Origin of the sequence: Moorena sp. SIO3B2 (assembly GCF_010692525.1) — a bacterium.
GTDB classification, from domain to species: domain Bacteria; phylum Cyanobacteriota; class Cyanobacteriia; order Cyanobacteriales; family Coleofasciculaceae; genus Moorena; species Moorena producens.
In genome coordinates, this window is sequence record NZ_JAAHHE010000010.1 from 79658 (window position 1) to 104451 (window position 24794).

The following is a 24794-nucleotide window of genomic DNA, read 5'->3' on the forward strand; positions in this document are numbered from 1 at the left end:
AGTTTCATCCTTATTTTTTTTGATTGTGTTCATCTAGATATCGGCACAATCGCTGAGCATATAAACTAGCCATTGAACGGGTTTTAGAAGTACTCAGTTCTGCTACCGCTTCTTGAAAAACTTGTGTGTTCAAGAAAGCCTCTACTTCCTGCATCAGGTTACTCAAATAATCGAGCTTTGTGGCATTTTCTTCCAGAGCTAATCCCTTAGTAGTTGTTGAGATAAGCTGGAAAAAATTTTCTACACTCAGATAATGAACGCGATTCAGCAGTTTCCCTGGTGCCAAGACTCGGCTGGCTTGGGAATGATTGGTCATCTTCACAAGGGTTGCTATCTCTTTAAGAGACTTACCCTCACAGTAAAGGAATCGGAAACCTGGGATAACCTTTGAAGCAAAACAAGCGTAACGGCGACTTTGCTCTAAAGAGGCAATGTGCTCAGCCAAGGCTTGCGCTATCGCGTGATCTAAAACCTCAATCAGTCCCTGTTCAAGAAAATCCTGCAATTCAGATTGTCCTAAATGATCTATGGTATTAATAGAGTTTAGATCAGGTAATTCTTTGGGGACATACTCGCCAGTTTCTGGATCCCGTGCTTCTAGAGGTTCCCAGATCGGACTTCCTCTGCGGCTCCAAATCTCCTCTTCTTGCAGACCCTTGGCTATCCTGGTTAGTTCTTTGTGAAGCTCTTTGGTGGAATTGATGATAACACCACGTTCTGGCAACAGGTGGAGCATGTCTTGGAGTTGGTCATCCCTAGGCTCAAGGCATTGGTTAACTCTAGGGTTAAGTTTATGGTTAACTCTATGGCGCCGCTGCTGTTGTCTGTCTTGAGAATAGACAGTATGGAAGGTTTCTACTAGTTTGCGATCGCGTGGATAGAGCTGTTCAAGGTGTCTGAGTTTAACTCGTCCCAACAGTGACCAGTTACTGGACAAGGGCAATCCCTGTTCAGCTAAGCAACGTTTGATATCAGGATGTTGTTTGGTTTTCAGATATGCCCAATTGTCCAAACTGAAGCGAGCTGGTGAGTTCAGACGATAGCTTGCCAAGACATCAATCGTAAAAAACTGACCAAGTCCAGGTTCAATCTCACCTTGCTTATTAACAACCAGTTGAGCTTTGCCATCACTATCGAGAATAATCGGAGTTTTGCCATCATCATTGAGTACATAGGATAGCAGCTCACGGTAAGTTAACCGATAGTCAAGGCAAAACTGACTCGCTAGTTTTTTACAAGCCTTTAGGATAGGCATTGAAACATAGCACCGAAGACACAGTCCAGCTAACACCCGGTATTTAGTATCACATGTAGTATCAACAGTAGATAGCTCAGCACGAAACCAGGATAGCAGTAAATCCTGGATACCTCGCTCCCACTGAGCTAATAACCTTTCCTTTTGATCCAATCCCAGGAGTGTTTGTTGAAAAAACTCCTGTGCTTCCTGTTGATGGCAGACTTTGTAGCCTTTTTCGTTATTGGTTGGGTCAAATACCCGAATTGTCGAGTATCTAGATGCATCCATAACCGATTGAGACAGCACTCTACTAGTATATAGATGTCAGGCTATTTAACCTGTGCAGTTTTCTCTAGCAACAGCAACAGGCAAGGCGTTGGTCAATGGTGGAACGATTGAGGGTAATCGGTAATCATTAATCAGTAATCAGTAATCAGTAATCAGTAATCAGTAATCAGTAATCAGTAATCAGTAATCAGTAATGTTAATTTGAGATTCCCTCACCGTCAATCATCAAACTCCAACCTACCCTACAACGGACGCCTGGACAAAAACCACCTCCAAGCCTTCAACCTTCAACCTTGGCCAATAGGCCACGCCATCGCGTTCAACCCTCCAACCTTCAACCTTGGCCAATAGGCCACGGGTTCGCTGAAAGCGGGACGAAGTCCATCGCGTTCAACCTTCAACCTCCCAACCTCCCAACCTTCAACCTCCCAACCTTCAACCTCCCAACCTTCAACCTCCCAACCTTCAACCTCCCAACCTTCAACCTCCCAACCTTCAACCTCCCAACCTCCAACCTCCCAACCTTGGCCAATAGGCCACGCGTGCGCGTTCAACCTCCCAACCTTCCAAAGCCTATTACTTGTGAAAATCAATTCATTTAAGCGACGAAAATTTCTATTCCAAAGTTTAGTAGCTCTGGGAATAACGCTGTTATCAACTGCTTGCCAAAAAGCGTACAATTCTCAAGAGATCACCTACTCTGATGGAGATAAATCTTTGCAGCTGAACTATATTAACATTCCCCCTACCAACAATCAACCACCAGCTGGATTAATTGTCTGCTTACATGGCTTTGGAGCCAACTCCCAAGATTTGGTATCTTTGGCTAAGGCGCTAAACTTACCAGACTATCAGTTTCTATTTGCTGAAGCTCCCTTTGACCATCCTGCTGTACCTGAGGGTAAAATGTGGTATGATTTGAATGGCCCGGAGTATCAAGGCTTAACCGAAAGCAGACAGCAGCTAATTGATTGGCTCAAATCCCTGGCCAAAAGGCCACGCTACGCGAACGAAGTGAGCACTGGCGTGCCCCTATCCCGCACCATTCTGAGTGGATTTTCCCAAGGCGGAGCCATGACATTAGATGTAGGGTTGACCTTGCCAATAGCAGGCTTAGTATCCATGAGTGGCTATTTACATAGCCGAACCCAACCTCCTACAGGCTCATCGTTACCAGCAATTTTGATAGTTCATGGTAGACAAGACGAGGTTGTACCGTTAATGGCTGCTCACAATGCTAGATATACTCTAACTGGTTTAGGGATACAGGTCAAGTATCAAGAATTTGACATGGGACATCAAATCATCCCAGAGGTAGTAGTGCTCTTTCGTAATTTTGTTCTTGAAGTAATGGGTAATCGGTAATCTGAATGACTTTTCGTTAATTTAGTTTAGTAAATTTAATTTTTTCGATAGTTTACACCATTCGCCTTTACGAAATCCTGATAGCAATTTTAAATTCAGTAGAATACAAAAGTTCGTCAGATTAAGCCTCGATCGATCTTCCCCATCTTGCCATCCCTCCCTTTCTACACAACTAGGTGTAGTCTACTTGAGTGCAGACTACTATTATAATTACTCCCCTATCAATCTTGTTTTCAATTAACAGACTACTAGGGAGGAAAGTGTCAAGCTGAGATATTTCACAAAAAGTTTACAAAGTATTGAAATTCTTTCAGTGTAGATAACACAAACTTGATGAGGAGTTGGTCACTTTAAGAGGCTTAGCTAATCAACCAGAGAACTGTATGAACGTTATTGAAACCAAAATACCCGAAGTCTTAATTCTTGAACCCCGTGTCTTTGGTGATGACCGTGGTTTTTTCTTTGAAAGCTACAATAAACGAGTTCTAGCAGATAAAGCTGGGATCACCGCTGAGTTTGTCCAGGATAACTATTCCCGTTCAGCCCAAGGGGTGCTTCGAGGATTACACTACCAGATTCAGCAGCCCCAAGGTAAACTGGTGCGGGTTTTACTCGGAACTATATTTGATGTGGCAGTGGATATTAGAAAAAGCTCCCCGACCTTTGGACAGTGGGTTAGTTGTTTGCTGAGTGCAGAAAATAAACAACAAATCTGGATTCCAGCTGGATTTGCCCACGGATTCCTGGTAGTCTCTGAATTCGCTGAAGTTTTATATAAGACTACTGACTTCTACGCTCCTGATCACGAGCGGACTATTGTGTGGAATGACCCTGACCTAGCCATTCATTGGCCTCTGACCGACTCTCCCAGTCTGTCGGCTAAAGATCAAGCGGGTAAGTCTTTCAAAACAGCCGAGGTTTTTGCATGAAAAAAATCTTACTCACTGGGATTACTGGACAAGTGGGTCAAGAGTTGGAAGATACTCTGAGTCCCCTAGGCCAAGTCATCGGTGTGGGGCGCAGCGATATGGACTTAGCTGAGCCAGAGAGTATTCGTCAGGTAATTCATCAGATTAAGCCTGACGTGATTGTCAATGCAGCGGCTTACACGGCTGTGGATAAAGCAGAGACAGAACTGGCACTGGCTAAATCGATTAATGCTGTTGCTCCAACCATCATGGCAGAGGAAGCTCAGAATTTAGGAGCCATCCTGCTCCATATTTCCACCGACTATGTGTTCGATGGCAAAAAAAATACTCCTTACACGGAGCAAGACACTCCTAATCCCATCGGTTCTTATGGTAAGTCGAAACTGCAAGGGGAAGAAGGGGTGCAGCAAAAATGCGATCGCATTCTCATCCTTAGGACTGCTTGGGTTTATGGTACTCGTGGTCATGGCAACTTTGTCAAAACCATGTTACGACTAGGGGCTGAGCGAGAAGAGCTTCGGGTGGTAGCGGATCAAGTGGGTACTCCTACCTGGGCTAAAGATATAGCAGTAACCATTACTCAACTTTTGCAAGCAATGGATTCTAATCCAATGCTAGGAGGAATCTATCACTTCACCAACACTGGTGTCACCAGTTGGTATGACTTTGCCGTTGCCATCTTTGAAGAAGCCAAACTGCTGGGCTTCCCCTTAAAATTGCAGCGAGTTGTCCCAATTACTACCCCAGAATACCCCACTCCCGCTCAGCGTCCAGCTTACTCAGTTCTCTCAAACCAGAAAATATCCCAAACCTTGGGAAGCTATCCGCCCCATTGGCGTCAATCTTTGAGGCAAATGCTAGCAGAACTTTATCAAAAGCTTGGGTAATTGCTATAAGCATAGGGAGTAGGGAGTAGGGAGTAGGGAATCGGGCATCGGGCATCGGGCATCGGGCATCGGAAAACAATCCTGTGTACCTGATTAGTATGAGAACCGCTATAGTTCAAGTTCAACCAAACAACCTGCCAACCAAACAACCAAACAACCAAACAACCTTCAACCTACCCTACGGGAACGCCAAGGGCGAACAACCTTCAACCTACCCTTCACCGAATGCCAAGGGCGAACAACCTTAATAATTCATATTTCATATTTCAGACTTTATAGTGAGGATTTTATATAGCTTATGAAAGCACTGATTCTTTCTGGGGGAAAAGGCACTCGTTTACGTCCCCTAACTTATACTGGTGCCAAACAGTTAGTACCTGTTGCTAATAAACCAATTTTGTGGTATGGGCTTGAAGCCATTATCGCTGCTGGTATTACTGATATCGGTATTATTATCAGTCCTGAAACTGGGGAAGAAGTTAAGGCTAAAACAGGAAATGGCGATCGCTTCGGAGCTAACATTACCTATATCCTCCAAGACCAACCCTTAGGACTTGCCCACGCCGTTAAAGTCGCCCAACCCTTTCTCGGAGATTCTCCCTTTGTAATGTACTTGGGAGACAACTTGGTTCAAAGTGAACTGAACTTATTTGTCGAGAATTTCCAGAACAAAAATCTGGATGCCCTGACCCTGCTACGGGAGGTAGATAATCCTACTGCCTTTGGTGTTGCCAAAGTCGATGAATTCGGGCGAGTGTTGCAGCTAGTAGAAAAACCGAAAGTTCCTCCTTCTAATCTCGCACTGGTAGGTGTTTACCTATTTTCCCCTGTTATCCATCAAGCAATTGCTAACATCCAGCCTTCTGCTAGAGGGGAACTGGAAATTACCGATGCGATTCAATACTTGATTGATCAGCAAAAAAATGTAGAAGCTTTTCAAATCAAAGGTTGGTGGCTGGATACTGGGAAAAAAGATGACTTGTTAGCTGCTAACCAGATTATTCTAGATACTTGTCTAGAATCTGCTGTTGATGGTGAAATTGACTCCGAAAGTCGAATTAGCGGACGGGTACAGATTGGTAAGGGGTCTTATATTACTAATTGTACCATTCGTGGTCCAGTTACCATTGGGGAAAACTGCCATCTGGAAAACTGCTTCATTGGTCCATATACTAGCATTGCTGACCAAGCTACTCTCTTAGATGCTGACATTGAGCATAGCGTGATTCTAAAAGGTGCTAAATTAACGGGGATTCATCAACGAATTGTTGATAGTTTAATTGGAGAACGAGCTCAAGTTAAAGCTGCACCCCAACATCCAAAAGCTTTACGATTCATGATTGGTGATGACTCTCAAGTTGAACTAACTTAAGGTAATAATTCAGCGGTCAGCCGTCAGCGATCAGCGGTCAGCTGAAAATAAACCTTGAACGATCGAATTTAATAATTCGATATTAATGAGAATTGAAGGTCTGGGTAAAAGCCATTGGCCAATGGCTGATAGCTGATAGCTGATGGCTGAATGCTGATAACTGATAGCTGAATGCTGAATGCTGATAACTGATAGCTGATAGCTCAATGCTTACTTTTCTACTAACCCATTGAAGCACTAACCCACTCAAACTAATCATGAATTCTTTTGAACAAAAATCCCTGACTACTAGACAACCTCGCCAATTACTAGTAACAGGTGGTGCAGGATTTATTGGCTCGAATTTTGTTCATCACTGGTGTGAACAGTACCCAGGCGATCGCGTGGTGGTACTAGATGCTCTTACCTATGCTGGAAACCGCCAGAATCTGGCCGGTCTGGAAGACAAAGCAAATTTGCGGTTTGTCCAGGGAGACATATGCGATCGCATTCTAGTAGACCGCCTGCTTCAGGAAGAAAGCATCGACACTGTCGCCCACTTTGCTGCTGAATCCCATGTTGACCGCTCCATTTTAGGACCCGATGCTTTTATCCGCACTAATGTGGTCGGTTCCTTCACCCTACTAGAATCCTTCCGGCAACAATGGCAAAATCAAGGACAACCAAGGGATTATCGCTTCCTCCATGTTTCCACGGATGAAGTTTATGGCAGTCTAAGTGCTGATGACCCAGCCTTCTGTGAAACCACACCCTATGCCCCCAACAGTCCCTATTCTGCTTCCAAAGCTGGCAGTGACCATCTTGCCCGCGCTTATTACCATACCTATGGGGTTCCGACTATTATCACCAATTGCTCCAATAACTACGGACCCTATCATTTTCCTGAAAAATTAATTCCCCTGATGTGCATCAACATCCTGTTGGGCAAATCTCTACCGGTCTACGGGGATGGACAAAATATTCGAGATTGGCTGTATGTAGGTGATCATTGTCGTGCTTTAGATGTAGTGATTCACAAAGGTCAACCAGGAGAAACCTATAACATTGGTGGCAATAACGAAGTCAAAAACCTTGACCTAGTTCACCAGATTTGCGAGCTGATGAATGAATTAGCCCCTGATCTACCGGTCGCTCCAGCACAACAGTTAATTACCTTTGTCAAAGACCGCCCAGGCCATGACCGTCGGTATGCTATTGATGCGACTAAAATTAAAACTGAACTGGGTTGGGTACCAACAGAAACCTTAGCAGGTGGACTACGTAAAACTATTGAGTGGTATCTAAGCAACCGGGATTGGTGGCAACCATTGCTATCCCAAGAGTATCAAGCTTACTATCAAAAAGTTTATGCCTAGAAGGATGTTCGCGTAGCCTGGCCGTTCGCGTAGCGTGGCCTAAAGGCCAAAAGGCTAAGGGTTAGGTACCCTCGTCCTAGATTTTAGGGAGTAGGGAGTAGGGAGTAGGGAGTAGCGATGCAGTGTGGTCAAGACCGCTTAGGTGCGTTTTCCGTAGACGAATTAAATTCGCCACGGGTCGCACCTCTGCATCGCTTTTTAATAACACCAAAAAATCTTCCGAGCTTTTTCCTACTGTTCCCTATTCCCGGTTCCCTGTTCCCTTGTAAATGCTATAGATGATATCCATTGTGGATCAAGGGATAAACTATCGAATTTTCTCTCATCATATTTTTTTTTATACAAGCTTTATATAGTTAAAGTTTTAGTTAGTTGTTCGTTAAACATGGGTATGCTACCAATTCCTAATAATAAGAGACCTAATAAAATATTTTAATCCTATGACAGGGAACAATTTTTTGAGCAAATTGGGACTATATTTAAGGCTTTATACGAACGAGATGCCGATATAGGTAACTTAGATAAGTTAGAGCGCAGTCAGTCTAATAGCTTAGAAACAGTTAATACGAGAATTGATGAAATTCAGTATTGTTATACTGCGATTATTTGTCTACCTTCATTAGAATAATCATCTCAACAATTCCAGGCTCTAGCGTATCTCGATTTAGGAGATTGCTTGGCTCTTTTTATTCAAAAAACTCTCCTTATATATAAAGCAGTTGTGCCGCCACAAGGCTTAAAGAGCAAAGAAGTAGAAACATTCAAGTTTTCCGGAAATTTAGATTTTCAAACAGGCATGGAACTATATGGAAAAATTTAAAAAATATTAAAATATTGAACATTTTACAAACAAGTTGCTGAACTGATTACAGATAAGGGATGACAGACGAAGAATTTACAAGGTACTTTGTCGAAAATTTACCAGACAACGTGTATAGGGCAGTAATTGAGTTATGCGATCGCTTTTTAGAAAAAAGGAAGAGTCTTTCCTACGAACAACATCTCATTGCTTTTTATACTCTTGAACAGTTTCTCAGATATCACACTATTCCCTATTCAATCCCCAGAATTTTTGAGTATCCTGGAATATCAAACTATCAAAGAGAAGAAGCCATTGTCGAATTCTTTAGAACTATCAAGCAAACTATCCAATCGCTTCCATGGAGCGAGCAGTCAAAGTTGATGCAGCAATCTCTGAGTAGCACCTGGAAGCCAAAGGAAAACCTTCAACGGAAAGAAGAACTTAAATCTTTATCTCAAGATGCTTTGCTACGTTTGATTCAAGAAAAAGATAATTTAATTAATCTTTTAATTAGACAGGTAGAAACAGCGCTACAGCGTCCGAGTTTGTATGCAGAAAATTATCACAATGAGGGAAACACTATGTCTGAACAGCCAATTAACAATGACCTCCGTGGTGCCAAATTTGGTGGTGGCTTCGCTAATAGAGATCAGCACGGTGGTACGTTAAACGACTATTCCAAAGACCATAATTTAACTGAGGCAGCAGCATAAATTCAACAGCTTTTAGAGCAACTGTCCCAAACTAACCCCACTTCAACCAATGCTGAAAAAATGGCAGTGGTGGCTAAGGCGGTGGATCAGATTGAAGGTAAACCCACCCTAAAACAAAGGGTGATTAATGTCTTAAAAACGGGGGGAACAGAGGCATTTAAAGAGGCGGTAGATCATCCCTTGGTGAATGTTTTGTTCGCAGCTATTGAAGGTTGGCAGGAAGGTTCGTAATTCAGTTACTTATGGAACTCTGGTGCCCAAGTTAGCCACCACCGTACATTCGGAGCCACAAAACAGCATAAGTAAACACCATCACTAAGAAGCTACCGATGACTCACTACGTTAGGAATCGGTGCTTCTTGTGGAATATGCTGCCAATGACTCAAGAATGGTAGCAACACTGCTACCAATAACCTTGGCATTCAACAGACATGGGCAGTACTTGATTCGAGCCAGTGACGTCCTGCTGTTAAGCCAGGGGCTCTACTAAAGCCCCGTGGAAAGGACGCCAGTTGCTCCCCGCGCCCCACACTTACCATATTTACCACACTTTAAACACCTACCACGCCTGCCTATGTTTCCCTGTTCCCTTTTCCCTGTTCCCTTTTCCCTTGTGGGGAAAGGGATAAACTATCGAATTTTATATCATCATATTTTTTTTTATCCAATCTTGATCTACTTAAAGTTTTAGTTATTTTACCTTAAAATTTATAAATTTTAGCTGAGTTAGATATAAACTGATAGTCGAGACAATAATTAAGTACGAACTACTAAGAGTTGATTGAAATATTAATTATTTAAATTCAAGGGAAAACTATGGAGATTTGATAGGTTAGTTGATGGTGTTAGTTTTGGAATGGTTAACAGGCCATTTTTTTTATCAAAACTATTTGAAGATAACGTATTTTTAACAAAAACTTTAGGATTGCTATATCAGTATTATATAGCGTTTTAAAACGATTGGAAAACTGAGAATATCTTATTTGATTTTACTATAAAAATCTGGAGCTATTGCCTATTGTCTATTGCCTTTTTCCACAATCTATGACTTGACAACTCCTTTGAAAACGCTATAGCTGGATTCTTGATTCCTTGAATCGTAGTTTCTACGTCCTCTTACTTAAGCAATTACTACGTTAATTGATAATACATTTATGATCAGTGTTATTACTATAGTTGGTATTGTTTTTTTTCGATTATACTGAAGTGTCTTACCTTTAAATAAAAGCTAATAACTTCTTAGAGGATATCTGAAAAGTTTTTTGATACTGAATTTTGCCCCCCTAGCCCCCCAATTCTGGGGGGAACAAGAATCAATTTGCGGCTAAAAGTCCCCCGAGCGAGGGATTGCTCGGGGGATTTAGGGGGCTTTGATGTAGCAAATGAGACTTCTCAGACAACCTCTTAGTTAGGATTCATGGAACACAAGTTATTATCTACATTGATAAAACTCTGACTAGTTATTATAGAAAAATAGTAACTAATAACTAGTCTTTAAATACCATGCGATTTGAGCCAATTTTACCTATTATTAAGTAGTTTTGTCCTAGTGCAATATCTAAGTTTAAAAACCAGTGCCAACTAGGTAGATGGAGCTCTCTGCTGTTCTTTTTTAGTCAAAACTATGGAAAACCTTATCAACTTAATCAAAGAAAGGATATTTGATTCCGACTTCCAGTTCGGCAACATCCCTCTTTCCACGATAGTTATTATGGTGATCATCCTCCTCCTTACCCAGATATGTCGAGGTTTGTTCACTGCCATAATCATTGACAGAATCGAGCGTCTGACTAGCGCTACAGAAACTACCCTAGACGATGAGTTTATTAAGATTCTTAGGGCACCATTAGGCTGGCTAATTTGGCTGGCTGGATTATGGCTAGTACATAGTGTTGCGGCAACCCATCTTAGTCCTGAACAGAATCAGAAAATCCCCGAGATGCTCTTTGTGAGCGCTCTGTTCATTGCCACCTATATTCTTTACCGTGCTGCTCCACTACTGGGGGAGCTGCTAGCGGGATTGGCGGCACACACTGAAACTGAACTGGACGATTTGTTCGTCCCCTACTTCCCAAGGCTTTTTCAGACAGCAGCAATCCTGATTGCTGTGATTAAAGCCAGTGAGATTTTGTTGGGGACATCGGCCGGTGCACTGATCGGTCTAGTCGGTGGTGCAGGTGTCGCCTTAGGTTTGTTAATGAAAGATATTATCTATGACTGGTTTTGTACGGTGATTATCTACGCTGATGGTCTCTATAAACCCGGTGACTGGGTAGCAGTGGACGGAGTCAATGGTTTTGTTCAGATCGTCAGTATTGGTCTAAGAAGTACACAGCTTCGTCTGACTGAGTGGGGTTCTATCAAAAAAGTTCCCAATTCTAAAATGATTGCTGGCGTTGTGGAAAATTGGTCCCAGAAGACTGGCGATACCTTTGAGTGGGGCATAAATTTAACTCTAAAAGTTGATGGAATTTCGGCTAAGCAAACTAGCCGCATTTGTCAGGCTATTGAAGATAAAATTCCGTCTATCGATGGCTTGCATAAGCAGAACATGTTAGTTTTATTTTCCCACATTGAAGAGAATGCTCGTGTGATTATAGTTAGGGTATTTGTGATTGATACAAACCTATACATTGCTGCCCAGCAAAACTTGAATCTAGCTATATTAGAAATCCTGGAAAAAGAGGAGATTGATCACCTGCATGTTGAGCTGGAAAAGCAACTTCAAGACTACAAACAGGTGAAGGAAAATGGCTCTGCCAGTGTGGCTATGATAAATTTTTAGAAAATAATCCCTACAAAGCTTACTAACCAACACTTATAGCGATCGCTAGTAAGCATTCAGCGGTCAGCGGTCAGCGGTCAGTCGTCTCGATTAGCTGACTTGACACTCCCCGGTCATTAGACGCGGGGATTCTTGCTTCATAGAGCCAACTTGCTCAACCAGACCGGAATCAGGAAGAGTAGAGGTCGATTCTCCACAAGAGTTTGGATCAATGATCCAGGTTCCGGTGTGCCCCACCGTACCCAAGGCTCTTTTCAGGATATTGATTGCAGCGTTGTGGTCTCGGTTTAACTGGCACCCACACTTACAGACATGAGTCCTAGTTGACAGTGACTTTTTAACCGCTTCGCCACAATCTGAACAATTCTGGCTTGTATAGGCAGGATTTACCGCAACGGTGACTCTACCAAATTTTTGGCCAAAGTGCTCTAACCATTTTCTGAATTGATACCAACCTGCATCGTTAATAGATTTAGCTAGACAATGGTTTTTAACCAGGTTTTTCACTCTCAAATCTTCATAGGCGACCAGGTCGTTAGACCGGATTACGCAACGTGCCGGAGACGAAACCTTAGAAGAGTGCAGCCTTACAACAAAACCTGCCACCTTTGATGCATAGCCTATCAACTATAAAGGCTGCACTCTTCTTGCGGTAACTTCTAACCAGTCTCTTGGCATGTTCTTCACGCTGCCTACTTATTTTGAGATGTTGTCTGCCTAGTCTATTAACGGCCTTCTTACGGTTAGATGAGCCTTTCTTTTTTCGAGATACTCGACGCTGATAAAATTTCAGACGCTTTTCCCCAGTTCTATAAAATCGGGGATTGGGTTCTGTGTTACCTCTAGAATCGGTGTATAAATCTTTTAGCCCTACATCTAATCCTACAGTAGCGTCAACTGGATCCAATTGTTCATTTATCTCAGCAGAGATGCAAAATTGAACATAATACCCATCAGCCCTTTTTACAATGCGAACCCGTTTAATTTGCTTCTTGTCCAAGCGCCACAAGTCCCAGGTACCCTTGAGCTTTAGCTTTCCAATTCCCTTCTTGTCACTGAAAGTGATTGATTTCTTGTCAGGGGATAACTTCCATCCTGATTGCTTATACTCAACCGACCTACAGTGTTTTTGAAAGCTAGGAAAACCTTTCTTTCCTGGTACCTTTTTCTTGCAGTTTTCAAAGAAGCGAGAAATTGATGACCGGAGATGAAACCTTAGAAGAGTGGAGCCTTATTTCATGAGTTTTAACCCTTTTTTGCATAGCCTGTCGCCTATAAAGGCTCCACTCTTCTTACGGTAACTTCTAACCATGCCCTTTCAGCCGCAGCTTGCCGAGCAGTAGAGTTTAATTCATTGGCAAATGAGAATTCTTTAGCAAGTATCTTGCAATATTTGCTAAGGTCATATTTCCCCGTCCCTTTATTGTCCATCCATAGACGGATGCAGCTATTACGGATAAATTTGACTGTCCGAATTGCTTCTTCTATAGCTTGATATTGGATAGGTTTCCCGTATGCCTTAAACTCTATTATGATCATCAGAACTCGACCTATTCTGTTATATTATTACGCTAGTACGTTTGAGGAAAACTGTCAAGTTATAGTCAAACCTTTTTCACGGCGACTAAAGTCGCTACTAGCTTTCATCCCGGAGACGAAACCTTAGAATAGTGCAGCCTTACAACAAAACCTGTCACCTTTAATGCATAGCCTACCAACTATAAAGGCTGCACTATTCTTGCGGTAACTTCTGACCCGGTTTAAAAACACGGGGCTTTCAGCTTTGGGGGTTACGTAACTCAGATTAAACAAATGGTTACCTGTTTTCTTCAAAAGCACCTGAAGTAGCGATGCAGCGCCACCAAAGCGGGTTTCCCCCACTCGCGCTTTGCATCAAGACAGCGTGGCCGTAGGGCATTAACTGAATGGTAATAGCTAATAAGTGATAGCTGAATGCTGATAGCTGAATGCTTACGATCCCTACAAGCCATTTGTGTAAAAATGGCTTTTCATTGTCTTGATGCCGCCCCTCCTCATGAGCGACTGCATCAAGATAGGGATTCCCGACAACAGAAGAAAAAAAATATCCATTGAGGAATAAATTCGTAAACCGATACTTTTTAGCTACCAAAGTCTACCAAGATAGACCAAGGCCCGCCAATGCAAGATGCAATAGCATCCAGGGGGTATCTCCGCGCTTCTCTGACGGAATATCCCGCGAGCGCCATAAAAATGTCAACAAAGTTGGTTCCACCGGGATTACAGCGCAACTATTAAACCCTTGGTTTTCGGCTTTAATTTAAGTTACATAATAATCCCTGTCGGTGTTACCCTAATTTAAGTCTAACAAATAATAAGAGTTTTTGGTAGACTCTGCGACATTTTTTCTAGCTGTTTACTAACCTTGGAATTTGACGGACATGGGCAGTACTGGATTCGAACCAGTGACGTCCTGCTTGTAAGGCAGGCGCTCTACCGCTGAGCTAACCGCCCGTATGCAATACTTACTTACTATAGCATATTTTTCCAAAGACGACAACAACTATAAAAAATAATATGTCCTCTGGCTATATACATGATCGCATAACCTTGTGGAGTTTGCCAGTAGTCACGGTTTTGAGCCTGGTAGTAACCCGGAGTAGTGATTTGACCTTGATTGTAGCTGGAGGCTTCCTGTTCGGTGGCTTGATGTTTAGCCCTGACTTAGACCTATACTCTCGACCCTTTAAGCGTTGGGGCTGGTTGCGCTGGATTTGGATCCCTTATCAGAGGATGGTGCCTCACCGTTCTATTTTTTCTCATGGACCAGTGATTGGGACAATTTTGCGACTGCTTTATCTAGCCAATTGGATTGTCTTGTTTGGGGGTGTGGGATTGCTGGTGTTTCAGCTATTCCAAGATGAACCGGATCGTTGGCTGGAGCTGATTCAAGGGCTGGGGGGTAGGGTGTGGGAATATCGTACCTGGTTGATGGCCTGTGTGGTCGGATTGGAGTTGGGTGCGATCGCGCATTTTGTCAGTGATTGGGGAAGTTCGGCTTATAAGCAGTTTAAAAAAGGGGGGATCACGGGGTTATGGTCTGGCAAGCAAGGGAGGAGCAAGGCCAGGGGTGCGGGTAAGACAAAACCACAAAGACCCAAAGCACGCAAAAGCAAGAGGTAAGCATATGCGCTACGCGCAGGCTACGCCAACAGCTATCAGCTGTCAGCCCTCAGCTAATCAACGGTCGGTAGTAAACAAGGTGGGGGGTGCTGGTACGGCTGGTTGAAAATCCCTGCTCGCTTTACTAATCCGACCCCGTACAGTTAAAGCGCCTGAAAGCTGATAGCACTTCAAGTAGCGTGGGCATAAGCTGATAGCTAATAGCTGATAGCTGATACGCGACACGCTGATAGCTGAATGCTTACATAAAATTTGGCATTGGTGCTGGATTTCGTTAAGAATAATTAAGTTGCGTTTCGCTTTTCGGTTTTATGTGTAGTTCCCCTCAACAAGCTCAGCCAGTTAATCAGGTGTCGATGTTGGCCGCTTTGCAAGAGTTGATTGATGTAGTAGCCAGATTGCGATCGCCTGAGGGTGGTTGTCCTTGGGATTTGGCTCAGACCCCTCAATCCCTAATTCCTTATGTAATTGAAGAAGCTTATGAAGTAGTGGATGCAATTCGCAGTGAGGAGCAAAATGCGATCGCAGAGGAGTTGGGTGATTTGTTATTGCAGGTAGTTCTGCAAGCTCAAATTAGTAGTGAGCAAGGTCAGTTTAGCTTGACCGAGGTAGCTCAGGGGATTACTCAAAAGCTAATCCGCCGTCATCCCCATGTTTTCGGTGATGTCGAGGTTGATAATGTCGAGGAGGTTCGTCAAAACTGGGAAAACATTAAGGCAGCAGAGAAAGGAGAAACCATTGCGGATAAGCAATTATTGAGTCGTAAACTGAGTCGCTATAGTAAAACCCTTCCCCCTCTAATGGCTGGGATGAAGATATCGAAAAAGGCCGCTAGTGGTGGGTTTGAGTGGGATAATGTTGAGGGAGTTTGGGATAAGTTTCACGAAGAATTGGCTGAGTTTCAACAAGCACTTGAACAGGACGATAAAGCCCACCAGGAAGCAGAATTGGGAGACGTATTGTTTACTCTGATTAATATTGCGCGTTGGTATGACCTTGACCCTTCAGCTGCTTTGCAGGGAACCCAGGGAAGGTTTATTGAAAGGTTAGCGCAAGTCGAAGCATTGGCTGAGCGCCCACTGTCTGATTACACCTTGGATGAGTTGGATGCTCTGTGGCAAAAGGCTAAAGCACTCTTAGCTCAGAAGTAGGGTCTCCTTAGAAGCATTCAGCAGAAGAAAAGACCCACGCTTAGTGGAAGTAGAAAGTGGGTGCCCAAGCAGATTTGATATTACAGGGGGTATAGCCCCACATCCCCAAGCTCCGGAAAAAGGTTAAAAATATAAACAACAGCCATTACCCTATAGTATAATGTTGGCTCCAGTTCGTCTTATTCCCGGTGCTATACCAGAACTATTTGCTAAAGTTAGCAGCTCTGGAAAAATTACTCTTGCTGATCGATATGGATTGATGGCAGCACTATTGGAGGATTCACTCACCTCCGAAGAGAGAGACTCCATCGACAGATTGCTCCACGCTGTACATCGGGGCAGGGTGAAACTTGCTACCTAGTGCATATACTATAGGTAGTAGATGCGTCTACTTAAGAAAACGATATAGAAAACAATAGATAAAAAGAAATCCCCCATTGATGTGAGGGGCATGGGGGGCTGGAGAAAACATTGAATCTACTCTATTTCATTAAACAAGAATTTGAGTCGATTTGATAGGCATTCTGGCTGTAGTTTAGGATTTCCTGCCTTTGTCCTTGATTTCGTCCCTTTCATCGATTGGTGATTGGGCTTCTGATTTTCCGGTCAGAGGTTGGACCACTTTTGCGATCGCTTCACTGACAAAAGCTTTAATAAACTCATCCCGCTGGTTTAACTGAAACTGCTTTTGGACTACTTCACTCATCCCTCCATCTCCCCAGTCTTGGTCATTGCGGAAGTATTCAATAAAGCTTTTCCCAGCAATTCGGATCAGATAAGCAGCAGTTACCCCCTGAATGGCTTTGCCGACAACATAGGTGGCAAGATTCAGTCTTAGTGTAGTGCTAAGGATTTGAATCGCTCCCTTGACAATACCCAAACTAGCTAAAGTTTTTCCCAAGGATAGGGCTAATTCCCTACCCCGTTCCATATTCAGTTCACAGCCGTAGATTTTGCCAATTTCGACTACCATTTGGGCATTTACTGCTGCAGTTGCTAATAAATCCACCACAGGTAAGGGAGTCAGAGAAATTACACTGGCCCCAATCCACTGGAACCGTTCCACCACTTTCTCTGCTTCTCGCCTGCGCTGCTTGTCGAGGATGTGTCGAGCTTCTTGGCCTAAGCGCTGGGATTGTAACAGAATGTTATCAGCAATCAACTCTTCTCCCTCTGCTCTTAATACAGCAGCTAAGCGACGGATTAAGGGCAAAATTTCCGGTTCAGGTTGGCAAAGTTGACCATTTTCTAGGGTAACAGGCTGGGGATTGGCTGCGATCGCAACTACATCTGAAGCAGGAATAAAGCCCCTTACTCGCTGGCGCAATCGTGCTAGAACCCTTTCTGAGTCTTGTTCCGTGTACAGGTCAATTTTATTGAAGACAAGAAGCGATCGCTTCCCAATCTGTGCCAATTTTTCGAATGGATCATACTCTGAGTGTCGTAAATCGTTATCCACCACAAACAACAACAAATCCGCTTCCGTTGCCAAATGTCGTGCCCATTGCTCTCGCTGAGTGCCAACCACACCAGATTCTAAAATTCCTGGTGTATCAGTAATCAGAATCGGGCGTTCTAATCCCTTCAGCTTTAGTTTGTAGGTTTCCCCAACCTCCGTCGTTCCCATGGGCGCACCCACTTGACCCACCATCCGACCAATCAAAGCATTCACTAGAGAGGTTTTGCCCGCTGAACCAGTACCAAACACTACCACTAACAGTTCCCCACGGGAGAGGATAGCTTCAATTTCTTCAGAGCGGCGCAGCATCGCTTGCCGTGACACTTCATCCTGAATCTGTTTGACCTGTTGCCTTACTGCTTTAAGGGTTTCTTCTGCTGCTTCGGTTTTCACCTCGGGGGCTTTAGGTTCCAGACGACCCTTACCTGGCCGTTTCCGGGATTTACCAAATAACCCCATGGTGTAGATTAAGGCCCATATTAGTAGCCCTAGCAAGGTAATCACCAACAGGAGCAGTAAATTAGCCAGTAGGGGAGCAGTAAAGGAAATTTGGATATACAGTTGGTACAGACCATTAATCAACCAAAGCATTAGCCCCAGAATAATAATGAGACCAATAATTAGGGTTAGTAAGCGTGGCAGGGGCATGGAAGATACGAGAGGTTTTAATTATTAATGTTAGAATATCCGACAAGAATTCCCCGATCTCCATCAGCCCGATCCGCTGTCTAATCACCTCTGTGTATAAGACCTGTAATAAGTGTGGATTGAGGCAACAGTGCAGGAGACAGAAAGCCCTAGCTAACTCGAAGGGTGTAGTGGAGGAGACTTCACATTAAGTAGTCAGCTATCAGCTATAGTGGGAAACTAAATCAGTAATTTATAATTGATTTTGGAAATAACTGTTTAAATCTGAATAAATCTGACTGTTTAAATCTGTAAAAAAAACAATGAGCTTATTCAATACTATTCTCAGTGCCATTAATAGTCCTACACAACAAGCTAGTTCTAGTCAGCTAGGGGATATTCTGGACACGGTACAGCAGTTGAGTGGTAACCATCACACCAATCCCTCAGCCGTGCAATCTGCTACCTCAATTGTAGGTAAGTATGTGCGTTCAGCCCTCCAACAAAAGCGCACAAGTGAAGGAGATGAGCAGGTACAAGCACTAGTTAATCAATTTGGTGGCATTGGTGCTAGTTCTCAAGTGGTCAATATGCTCTTTAGTGCGCCTCAGATCCAGGAGCTTGTTGGAGAAATTACTAGCAAGACAGGCATTAATGCTGGTATCATCCAAGCTATGCTACCCACCCTAGTCCCCGTGGTATTGAATTTCCTCAAGACTGGCACCAATATTGAGAATCCCCTTGGTTCTAATTCTGTACTCAGTGGCTTTCTAGATGCTGATGGGGATGGGGATGTGGATATTTATGATGCCATGCAGCTGGCATCACGGCACTTAGGAAGATAACCAAAAAACCCAGCTTGTTGGCTCTAGGAAGAAGCACGAGTTGCTGGAATCAGTAACTTAACCAGTTTTGACAGCTGGGGTTTATCAAAGGCTTGGATGAGTACCTTGGCAGCGGCTTTTGGTTCTAGCACAATCGTAATTTCCTTACCCTTAGTGGTTCGGCTTCGCCCAGTAGCTCCTACAGCTGCTAGTTTTTGGAGTCCTGAACTTGGAGCGATCGCAGCCGCTGCCTTTCGTAACTCCTCTAGATTACCCTGTGCTGCTTGCAACTGGTCACTAGCTTCCTTGAGTTCTTTGATTACTAATGGTGCTAACTGGATATAGGAGTTTTTAGGATTTGCGATCGCTTTATGGCAAACTCCCACTAATTTATGCCAACTACCAATCCCAGCCCCCAGTTTAGCCAGACGCTTACAAAGCTTTTGAAGTTGTTGGCGATTGGTTGGTGTGGAAGATTGTTTAAACAGCTCTAGCATATCTTTAAGCAGGCTAATCACCTTCGGCCCAAAGTCTGGGGGAAATTTTCCTTTTGCTGAAGAAGAAGCTTTGCTAGTCGAAACTTGATCAGAACGAATTGCTTTTTCAGCAGCAGAGCTAGAAGCCATTGCCGCTGGTAATTGACTCTCACCACTGACCAAAGTTTTGAGATAATTCTGTAATTGTTCAAAGCCTGGCTGAGCTGCTTTTAGAGTTTTTTCTGCTTCACTTTGCTCAAACCCAAACGGTCCTTCCAACAGATCAATCAAAGCTTTGAGGGTATCATAACTCTTTAAAAACAGAGTCTCCAGCTGTTGATCAACCTGAATCTTATTCTCTTGAAGTACTTTGAAAGAATCTTCTAAACGATGGGCAGTCTTTTGAATACTTGTAAACCCCAACATGGCCGCCCCGCCTTTAACAGAATGAGCAGCGCGAAACAATTCATTAACCGTCTCTGGTTCATTGACCACTGAGCCCAGATTTAACAGTCCCTGTTCAATGGTTTCCAGGTGTTCTTTCGCTTCTTCAATGAAATAGCCTAAAATCCTTTGCTGATTCCCAGCTTCCACGGCAATTTTTCCTTATCAGAACGGCTAATCACAACAGATTGATGATAATCATCAGAGCAACATTCGATCTGGTCAACGCAGTTTTAAAATTAGTAGACCATAGCGTTGGTTACAGCAACAGCTTATTCTGAGCTTACCCCAAATCAGCTATTGGGCTATCAATGGTGAAAACTGCTCTTAGATCTTCAGTTGGATCTCTATTGTGGCATCCCACACCAAGTCAGCAAAGACTTTACGCGAGCGTGAACTACCCCAACCTACTACGTAGAGGTTGGGGCTTCCAGTTTCACGGAAGAACGCCTTAGCTTAGACGGACGCCCTCGCTTTGGTCTTACTTCTTCTCCACTGGCGTTGACCTCCCCCGTCCCAGAGGAGGATAGCATTCTGATACCTTCTGCTCTAATATTCTTGGCCGCATTACGGTCTCTATCGTGATGAGTGCCACAACTTGGACAAATCCAAGATCTTACATCTAGCGGCAACTCTTTGATTCGGTAATGACAATTAGAGCAGGTTTTAGAGCTGGGAAACCACCGATCTATCTCGACCAGTACTTTTCCTTCTTTTTCGCATTTATAAGAGAGGAAATTTACAAAAGTTCCCCAACTCAGATCAGATATTGCTTTAGCTAATTTATGGTTACGAACCATGCCCTTGACATTTAGGTTTTCAACTACCACTACCTGGTTCTGGTCTACGATTTTCCTAGATAGTTTATGAAGGTAGTCTTGGCGGACATTTCCAATACGTTCATATACCTTAGCTACAATCTTTCTAGCTTTCCTTCGCCCGCTACTTCCTTTTTTTTTGCGGGCAGCAATACGTTGTTTCCTAGTTAGCTTCTTTTCGTATTTAGCTAAATGTTTAGGATTTCCAAATTTAGAAGTCTTTTCGCCATCGTAGGTGATCGCAAAATCCTTGATACCCAAATCAATACCAATTACTTTCCCTTCCTTAAATAGTTTCACATCTGTTAATTCGTATTCTATCAAAACAGAAGCGTAATACTTACCAGAAGGGTCTCTGCTGACTGTTACAGTTTTGATATCCCCGTCTAGTGGCCGATGAATTCTTGCCTTGACAGTTCCTAGCTTTCCAGGGAACTTAAGGCAGTTACCCACTTGTTTGACATTTTGAGGGTACTGAATTGATTGGCGATGATGATATGACTTGAATCTAGGATATTTTGCTCTGCCTTCAAAAAAATTCTGATATGCACGACTAAGGTTGAGACTTACAGATTGTAATACCTGGGAGTAACAGTCCTTTAGCCATTCAGTCTCTTTTTGTTTTTTGAGTTTTGGCAGCATGGAATTGAGCGCAGATTGTTTTAGTCCTTTTCCAGTTGCCTTGTAAGTTTCTATGCACTGATTTAGTCCATAGTTCCACCACCAGCGAGCGCATCCAAAATGCTGAGCTAATATTTGAACTTGCTCTTGTGTGGGATAAATTCTTACTTTGATGGCTTTATGTCTCACTGCACTCAACCTTATTATCGACCTCTATTACTATTATAGAGATTTCGCAGTAAGGCGTCAACCTTTGCAGTAAAATTCCTGAGTCGCTATCCATCCTAGAGACGCGCGCCTTAGTAGAGTGGAGCCTTAATCAAACAGTTTTAACCCTTTTTACCATAGCCGACCAACCATAAAGGCTCCACTCTACTTACGGTAACTTCAACACCCTGTAAGAGGGTGGGGAATTCCGCTATTTTTATTAAAAGCACAAGGAATAGCTAGGGTTAGCTTGAAGCCGACACTTACCTGTTCGGATAAGCTTCATATTGTATCACCAATCGATTGCAGGCACCGATAAGAATAGCTTATCTCTAGATAAAACTTCCAAATATAACATAATCCTTTACATACAAAAAGTATTCTTAACATTATGTTACATTAAAAGTAACACTATGTCATGTTGGCGCGGCTGCCAGCTATGGATACCCCAATGGATACTAATGAGCTTCTAGAGCGTTATTCAGCAGGTGAGAGGGATTTCCGTGGAGTAGATCTCCAGCAAATCAACCTCAGTGAAGTCAATCTTACTGGAGTAATTTTCAGACGAGTCAACCTAGCTGATGCCAACCTGAGTCTCGCGGTTTTACAGGAAGTCAACCTGAATCAGGCAAATCTGACTGGAGCGAAACTGTGGCGAACTAATTTGAAAAAAACCTCTCTGGTGGAGGCTAACTTGAGTCAGGCATTTATGATTCGGGCGAATCTCACTAGAGTAAACCTGCGCCAAGCCATTCTAACCCGAGCCGATTTAAGATTAACCATTCTTCAGGATACCGATTTGCGAGGAGCCAATTTAACCAGGGCAGACCTGCGCTACGCTGACTTAAGAGGGGCTAACTTGACTGGTGCTTGTCTGCACCAGGCAGACTTGACTAGGGCAAATCTGTGTGATGCTGACCTTTCTCAAGCAAACTTGAGTGGAGCAATTTTGAGTCAGGTAGATTTGAGACGGGTTACTCTCTCAAATGTAGATTTGGGTCAAGCTGAGCTTTCTGGGGCAACGGTACCAGATCAACTGACTAGTGAATATTCAAAATTCCAAAAGCTAACAGCTAACAACTAATAAATAATCCCTTGATCAAAAGGGTTGGTTTGATCACAAGGGTTGGTTTGATCACAAAGGTTTGTTGAGGTAAAACTATCCCCCTCATGAGTGGAGTGGGACTAATTAGGGAGGGATTTCTAGGTGAACAATCCGAATTCGTTACTGGGAGATTTACGGCAAGAGTTACCACATCTGCGCTGCCAAATGTACTTCAAATCTTCCTTGACAGCTCTTTCTCATGCCATGGAAGACCTCGTGCTAGCAGTGGATGACTCTCCCTTGGTGATTGCCAATTTCCAGCATGAGAAGTTTTATCGTCAGGAAGTCCACCGCTATCAGCGAATTGCCCAACGTACAAACCAAGTTTATGTGTTGGCGGCACCAGAATCCGAGTCTGGCTTTGCTGTGGTTGAAGAATCCTTAGAAACTATCCCCTTAGGCCCAAATGATGGTCTTGCCCAAGAGTGGCACCTGGTGATTTTGGCGCAGAAGTATACAGCTTGCCTAATTTGTCGAGAACAACTGACACCAGCAATTTCCATGGATCAGGCGCGCAGGTTTGAGGGATTTTGGTCCTTTGACCCCCGAGTTACCATTCATGCTGCTCGATTGTTACTCGGACGGATTGCTAGTTATCGACCAGAACTAGCCCCAAAAGTGGAGCAGGTATGGCAGCACTATGGTTTGACTACAGAAGTCCCAGAGCAAACATTGTTGCTGACCAGTGCAGGGATTGATATTAGTATTTTTGCCCAGCGGCTAGTAACTTATCTGCAAGCGAGTCAATATAAGCTCCTGAAAGCTTATCGAGTCCTGACCACCAAAGAAAGCAAGGAGCGTCTGATTAATACTATCACCGCCACCATCCGTCGCTCCCTCAATCCCCAAGATGTTCTAGCAGCGACAGTAAAGGAGTTAGGAAACACCTTTAATTCTTGCCGTTGCCTGCTTTATCGCTGTAGTCCTAGTGACCAGCAAGCAAAAATTGAGTATGAATCGGTTGCTACTGGTTTACCGTCCCTAACCGGACAAATGTGGTCGTTAGCAGATAATCCTCTGATTCAAGTCGCTCTAGCTCAGGAACGAGCCATTGCCATTGCTGATGTCACTAAGGCCCCCAATTTACACAATAATCTAGCTCTCAGGACAACTATTCAAGGTTGGCAGATTCGATCTTGGTTACTGGTACCAATACACTATCAAGGAACACTGCTGGGGATGCTGGAACTTCACCATGGCGGTTCGGAACCCTATAGATGGCTCGAAGACGATATTGATTTAGTAGAAGCGATCGCAACTCAAGCTGGGGTAGCCTTGAATCAAGCCCAAGCTTATACTGACTTAACTGAACTCCATAACCAACTAGAAGCCCTAGAACGAACCCGCAATAATCTGATTGCTATCGTTGGTCATGAATTACGAACTCCCTTATCAACTATCCGAGTTTGCCTAGAAAGTTTAGAGAGTGAACCAGAAATGCCAACGGAGTTTCGGGAAACTATGCTTGATACGGCGTTAACCGATGCCGAGCGCATGCGTAAACTGATTCAAGATTTTCTCACTCTCTCTAAGTTAGAAAGTGGTCAGACCTGTCGTTACCCGGAATCAATCCAGATTATCGAAGTCTTAGACTTGGCTCTTTCTGCTCTGAGATCGATTTGGTCACCAGAGACTCTACCAGAAATCAACGTTAAACTACCCTCTGTCTTACCTACAGTCTTAGCAGATGGTGAAGGGTTGGTAGAAGTCTTAACCAAACTCCTAGACAATGCCTGTAAGTTTACTGAGCCAGGGGGTAAAATCACTATCCAAGCCCAAATTAATGAAACTCAAGCAGAGTCGATAGGATTCTTCACCAAGAATCGCCGCCATAATCCCATGTTAGAAGTAATTGTAGCGGATACTGGTAGGGGCATTGAACCCAGTCAGCTAGACGCAATATTTGAGAGTTTTTATCAAGAGGAAGATTCACTCCGACGCACCGTTGGTGGCACAGGTCTTGGTCTAGCTATCTGTCGTCAGATTATTAAAGGTATGGGTGGAAAAATTTGGGCTGAGTCTGAGGGGAAAAATCAAGGTAGTCAATTCCACTTTACCATTCCATTGGAATCATCCCAAACCTTGTTGACTGTTGACTGTTGATCTTCAACCGCCTAACTTTCAATTTTTTAGAATTTAGAATTTAGAATTTAGAATTTAGAATTTA

General features: G+C 43.4%; 22 protein-coding genes, 1 tRNA gene and 3 pseudogenes. 14 read left to right on the top strand and 12 right to left on the bottom strand.

Going from position 1 to position 24794, the window contains the following annotated elements; genetic code table 11:
- Positions 1-10: 10 nt before the first annotated feature.
- Both F6K38_RS04285 and F6K38_RS04290 read right to left on the bottom strand, forming a co-directional pair.
- On the bottom strand, positions 11-1525 hold the full coding sequence (locus F6K38_RS04285; protein ID WP_287356150.1) for a hypothetical protein: 1515 nt from the start codon (positions 1523-1525) through the stop codon (positions 11-13).
- A 287-nt stretch (positions 1526-1812) separates the two neighbouring features.
- Positions 1813-2079 (bottom strand): hypothetical protein, encoded by a 267-nt coding sequence (locus tag F6K38_RS04290; RefSeq protein WP_287251131.1) that lies wholly within the window; start codon positions 2077-2079, stop codon positions 1813-1815.
- 163 nt (positions 2080-2242) lie between these two features.
- On the opposite strand from F6K38_RS04290, the gene F6K38_RS04295 reads away from it, so the two are divergent.
- The 3 genes from F6K38_RS04295 (at position 2243) to rfbD (ending at position 4706) form a co-directional block, all read left to right on the top strand.
- Positions 2243-2890 carry an alpha/beta hydrolase gene (locus F6K38_RS04295; protein WP_287251142.1) on the top strand — a complete coding sequence of 216 codons (648 nt, stop codon included), beginning with the start codon at positions 2243-2245 and terminating at the stop codon, positions 2888-2890.
- 383 nt (positions 2891-3273) lie between these two features.
- Positions 3274-3819, top strand: coding sequence for a dTDP-4-dehydrorhamnose 3,5-epimerase (gene rfbC, locus F6K38_RS04300; RefSeq protein WP_008178350.1), 546 nt, complete (start codon positions 3274-3276; stop codon positions 3817-3819).
- Positions 3816-4706: a dTDP-4-dehydrorhamnose reductase gene (rfbD, locus tag F6K38_RS04305; RefSeq protein ID WP_008178352.1), complete on the top strand. Its 891-nt coding sequence runs from the start codon at positions 3816-3818 to the stop codon at positions 4704-4706. The genes rfbC and rfbD overlap by 4 nt, the downstream gene beginning before the upstream one ends.
- Here the strand turns inward: rfbD and F6K38_RS04310 are convergent.
- Positions 4691-4867 carry a hypothetical protein gene (locus F6K38_RS04310; protein ID WP_154659650.1) on the bottom strand — a complete coding sequence of 59 codons (177 nt, stop codon included), beginning with the start codon at positions 4865-4867 and terminating at the stop codon, positions 4691-4693. The genes rfbD and F6K38_RS04310 overlap by 16 nt on opposite strands.
- Before the next feature lie 137 nt (positions 4868-5004).
- Between F6K38_RS04310 and F6K38_RS04315 the strand changes: the two genes are divergently transcribed.
- From F6K38_RS04315 to F6K38_RS04335, 5 genes are all read left to right on the top strand, one after another.
- Entirely contained in the window at positions 5005-6078 is a 1074-nt protein-coding gene (locus F6K38_RS04315; protein WP_008178356.1) for a glucose-1-phosphate thymidylyltransferase, read from the top strand.
- A gap of 257 nt (positions 6079-6335) precedes the next feature.
- Complete coding sequence (rfbB, locus tag F6K38_RS04320) at positions 6336-7433, top strand: dTDP-glucose 4,6-dehydratase (RefSeq protein WP_008178360.1); 1098 nt, start codon at positions 6336-6338, stop codon at positions 7431-7433.
- Positions 7434-8312: 879 nt separating this feature from the next.
- The gene (locus F6K38_RS04325; RefSeq protein ID WP_287356152.1) at positions 8313-8948 is read left to right on the top strand and encodes a hypothetical protein; all 636 of its coding nucleotides are present in this window, start codon (positions 8313-8315) and stop codon (positions 8946-8948) included.
- Positions 8949-9008: 60 nt separating this feature from the next.
- A complete protein-coding gene (locus F6K38_RS04330) occupies positions 9009-9179 on the top strand; it encodes a hypothetical protein (RefSeq protein WP_158026344.1) in 171 nt (56 codons plus the stop codon).
- Positions 9180-10572: 1393 nt separating this feature from the next.
- A complete protein-coding gene (locus F6K38_RS04335) occupies positions 10573-11733 on the top strand; it encodes a mechanosensitive ion channel family protein (protein WP_287256696.1) in 1161 nt (386 codons plus the stop codon).
- A 90-nt stretch (positions 11734-11823) separates the two neighbouring features.
- Here F6K38_RS04335 and F6K38_RS44040 read toward each other — a convergent pair whose 3' ends face one another.
- The 6 genes and pseudogenes from F6K38_RS44040 to F6K38_RS04365 all read right to left on the bottom strand — a co-directional run bounded on the left by F6K38_RS44040 (position 11824) and on the right by F6K38_RS04365 (position 14226).
- On the bottom strand, positions 11824-12339 hold the full coding sequence (locus F6K38_RS44040; RefSeq protein WP_287256695.1) for an RNA-guided endonuclease InsQ/TnpB family protein: 516 nt from the start codon (positions 12337-12339) through the stop codon (positions 11824-11826).
- Positions 12305-12934, bottom strand: a pseudogene (locus tag F6K38_RS44045) (RNA-guided endonuclease InsQ/TnpB family protein); the annotation flags it as partial. The pseudogene F6K38_RS44045 and the gene F6K38_RS44040, both read right to left, overlap by 35 nt.
- Positions 12935-13041: 107 nt before the next feature.
- Positions 13042-13272, bottom strand: a pseudogene (locus tag F6K38_RS04350) (RNA-guided endonuclease TnpB family protein); the annotation flags it as partial.
- Between the two features lie 123 nt (positions 13273-13395).
- Positions 13396-13488: pseudogene (locus tag F6K38_RS04355) on the bottom strand (RNA-guided endonuclease InsQ/TnpB family protein); the annotation flags it as partial.
- A gap of 61 nt (positions 13489-13549) precedes the next feature.
- Positions 13550-13864: a hypothetical protein gene (locus F6K38_RS04360; protein WP_071103782.1), complete on the bottom strand. Its 315-nt coding sequence runs from the start codon at positions 13862-13864 to the stop codon at positions 13550-13552.
- Positions 13865-14154: 290 nt separating this feature from the next.
- Positions 14155-14226 (bottom strand) — tRNA-Val (locus tag F6K38_RS04365).
- 63 nt (positions 14227-14289) lie between these two features.
- Between F6K38_RS04365 and F6K38_RS04370 the strand changes: the two genes are divergently transcribed.
- The 3 genes from F6K38_RS04370 (at position 14290) to F6K38_RS04380 (ending at position 16407) form a co-directional block, all read left to right on the top strand.
- Complete coding sequence (locus F6K38_RS04370) at positions 14290-14895, top strand: metal-binding protein (protein WP_008178375.1); 606 nt, start codon at positions 14290-14292, stop codon at positions 14893-14895.
- Positions 14896-15206: 311 nt separating this feature from the next.
- Positions 15207-16046, top strand: coding sequence for a nucleoside triphosphate pyrophosphohydrolase (gene mazG / locus F6K38_RS04375; protein ID WP_287254374.1), 840 nt, complete (start codon positions 15207-15209; stop codon positions 16044-16046).
- 160 nt (positions 16047-16206) lie between these two features.
- Positions 16207-16407, top strand: a complete 201-nt coding sequence (locus F6K38_RS04380) for a hypothetical protein (RefSeq protein ID WP_008178378.1) — start codon at positions 16207-16209, stop codon at positions 16405-16407.
- Between the two features lie 174 nt (positions 16408-16581).
- Here F6K38_RS04380 and F6K38_RS04385 read toward each other — a convergent pair whose 3' ends face one another.
- Positions 16582-18153 carry a YcjF family protein gene (locus F6K38_RS04385; RefSeq protein ID WP_008178381.1) on the bottom strand — a complete coding sequence of 524 codons (1572 nt, stop codon included), beginning with the start codon at positions 18151-18153 and terminating at the stop codon, positions 16582-16584.
- Between the two features lie 302 nt (positions 18154-18455).
- Between F6K38_RS04385 and F6K38_RS04390 the strand changes: the two genes are divergently transcribed.
- Positions 18456-18977, top strand: coding sequence for a DUF937 domain-containing protein (locus F6K38_RS04390; RefSeq protein ID WP_008178383.1), 522 nt, complete (start codon positions 18456-18458; stop codon positions 18975-18977).
- A gap of 23 nt (positions 18978-19000) precedes the next feature.
- On the opposite strand, the gene F6K38_RS04395 is transcribed toward F6K38_RS04390, so the two are convergent.
- Positions 19001-20026 (bottom strand): Hpt domain-containing protein, encoded by a 1026-nt coding sequence (locus F6K38_RS04395; protein WP_008178385.1) that lies wholly within the window; start codon positions 20024-20026, stop codon positions 19001-19003.
- Positions 20027-20286: 260 nt separating this feature from the next.
- Complete coding sequence (locus F6K38_RS04400; protein WP_044492011.1) at positions 20287-21504, bottom strand: RNA-guided endonuclease InsQ/TnpB family protein; 1218 nt, start codon at positions 21502-21504, stop codon at positions 20287-20289.
- A gap of 436 nt (positions 21505-21940) precedes the next feature.
- Between F6K38_RS04400 and F6K38_RS04405 the strand changes: the two genes are divergently transcribed.
- Complete coding sequence (locus F6K38_RS04405) at positions 21941-22606, top strand: pentapeptide repeat-containing protein (RefSeq protein WP_008178389.1); 666 nt, start codon at positions 21941-21943, stop codon at positions 22604-22606.
- Positions 22607-22729: 123 nt separating this feature from the next.
- Entirely contained in the window at positions 22730-24730 is a 2001-nt protein-coding gene (locus F6K38_RS04410) for a DICT sensory domain-containing protein (RefSeq protein WP_044492012.1), read from the top strand.
- The last annotated feature ends 64 nt before the right edge of the window (positions 24731-24794 follow it).

Excerpts from the sequence above, each read along its gene's own strand:
- F6K38_RS04285 (WP_287356150.1), bottom strand. The coding sequence starts at position 1,525 with ATGGATGCATCTAGATACTCGACAATTCGGGTATTTGACCCAACCAAT.
- rfbC (WP_008178350.1), top strand. The coding sequence starts at position 3,274 with ATGAACGTTATTGAAACCAAAATACCCGAAGTCTTAATTCTTGAACCC.
- rfbD (WP_008178352.1), top strand. The coding sequence starts at position 3,816 with ATGAAAAAAATCTTACTCACTGGGATTACTGGACAAGTGGGTCAAGAG.
- F6K38_RS04315 (WP_008178356.1), top strand. The coding sequence starts at position 5,005 with ATGAAAGCACTGATTCTTTCTGGGGGAAAAGGCACTCGTTTACGTCCC.
- rfbB (WP_008178360.1), top strand. The coding sequence starts at position 6,336 with ATGAATTCTTTTGAACAAAAATCCCTGACTACTAGACAACCTCGCCAA.
- F6K38_RS04325 (WP_287356152.1), top strand. The coding sequence starts at position 8,313 with ATGACAGACGAAGAATTTACAAGGTACTTTGTCGAAAATTTACCAGAC.
- F6K38_RS04330 (WP_158026344.1), top strand. The coding sequence starts at position 9,009 with ATGGCAGTGGTGGCTAAGGCGGTGGATCAGATTGAAGGTAAACCCACC.
- F6K38_RS04335 (WP_287256696.1), top strand. The coding sequence starts at position 10,573 with ATGGAAAACCTTATCAACTTAATCAAAGAAAGGATATTTGATTCCGAC.
- F6K38_RS04370 (WP_008178375.1), top strand. The coding sequence starts at position 14,290 with ATGTCCTCTGGCTATATACATGATCGCATAACCTTGTGGAGTTTGCCA.
- mazG (WP_287254374.1), top strand. The coding sequence starts at position 15,207 with ATGTGTAGTTCCCCTCAACAAGCTCAGCCAGTTAATCAGGTGTCGATG.
- F6K38_RS04380 (WP_008178378.1), top strand. The coding sequence starts at position 16,207 with ATGTTGGCTCCAGTTCGTCTTATTCCCGGTGCTATACCAGAACTATTT.
- F6K38_RS04385 (WP_008178381.1), bottom strand. The coding sequence starts at position 18,153 with ATGCCCCTGCCACGCTTACTAACCCTAATTATTGGTCTCATTATTATT.
- F6K38_RS04390 (WP_008178383.1), top strand. The coding sequence starts at position 18,456 with ATGAGCTTATTCAATACTATTCTCAGTGCCATTAATAGTCCTACACAA.
- F6K38_RS04405 (WP_008178389.1), top strand. The coding sequence starts at position 21,941 with ATGTTGGCGCGGCTGCCAGCTATGGATACCCCAATGGATACTAATGAG.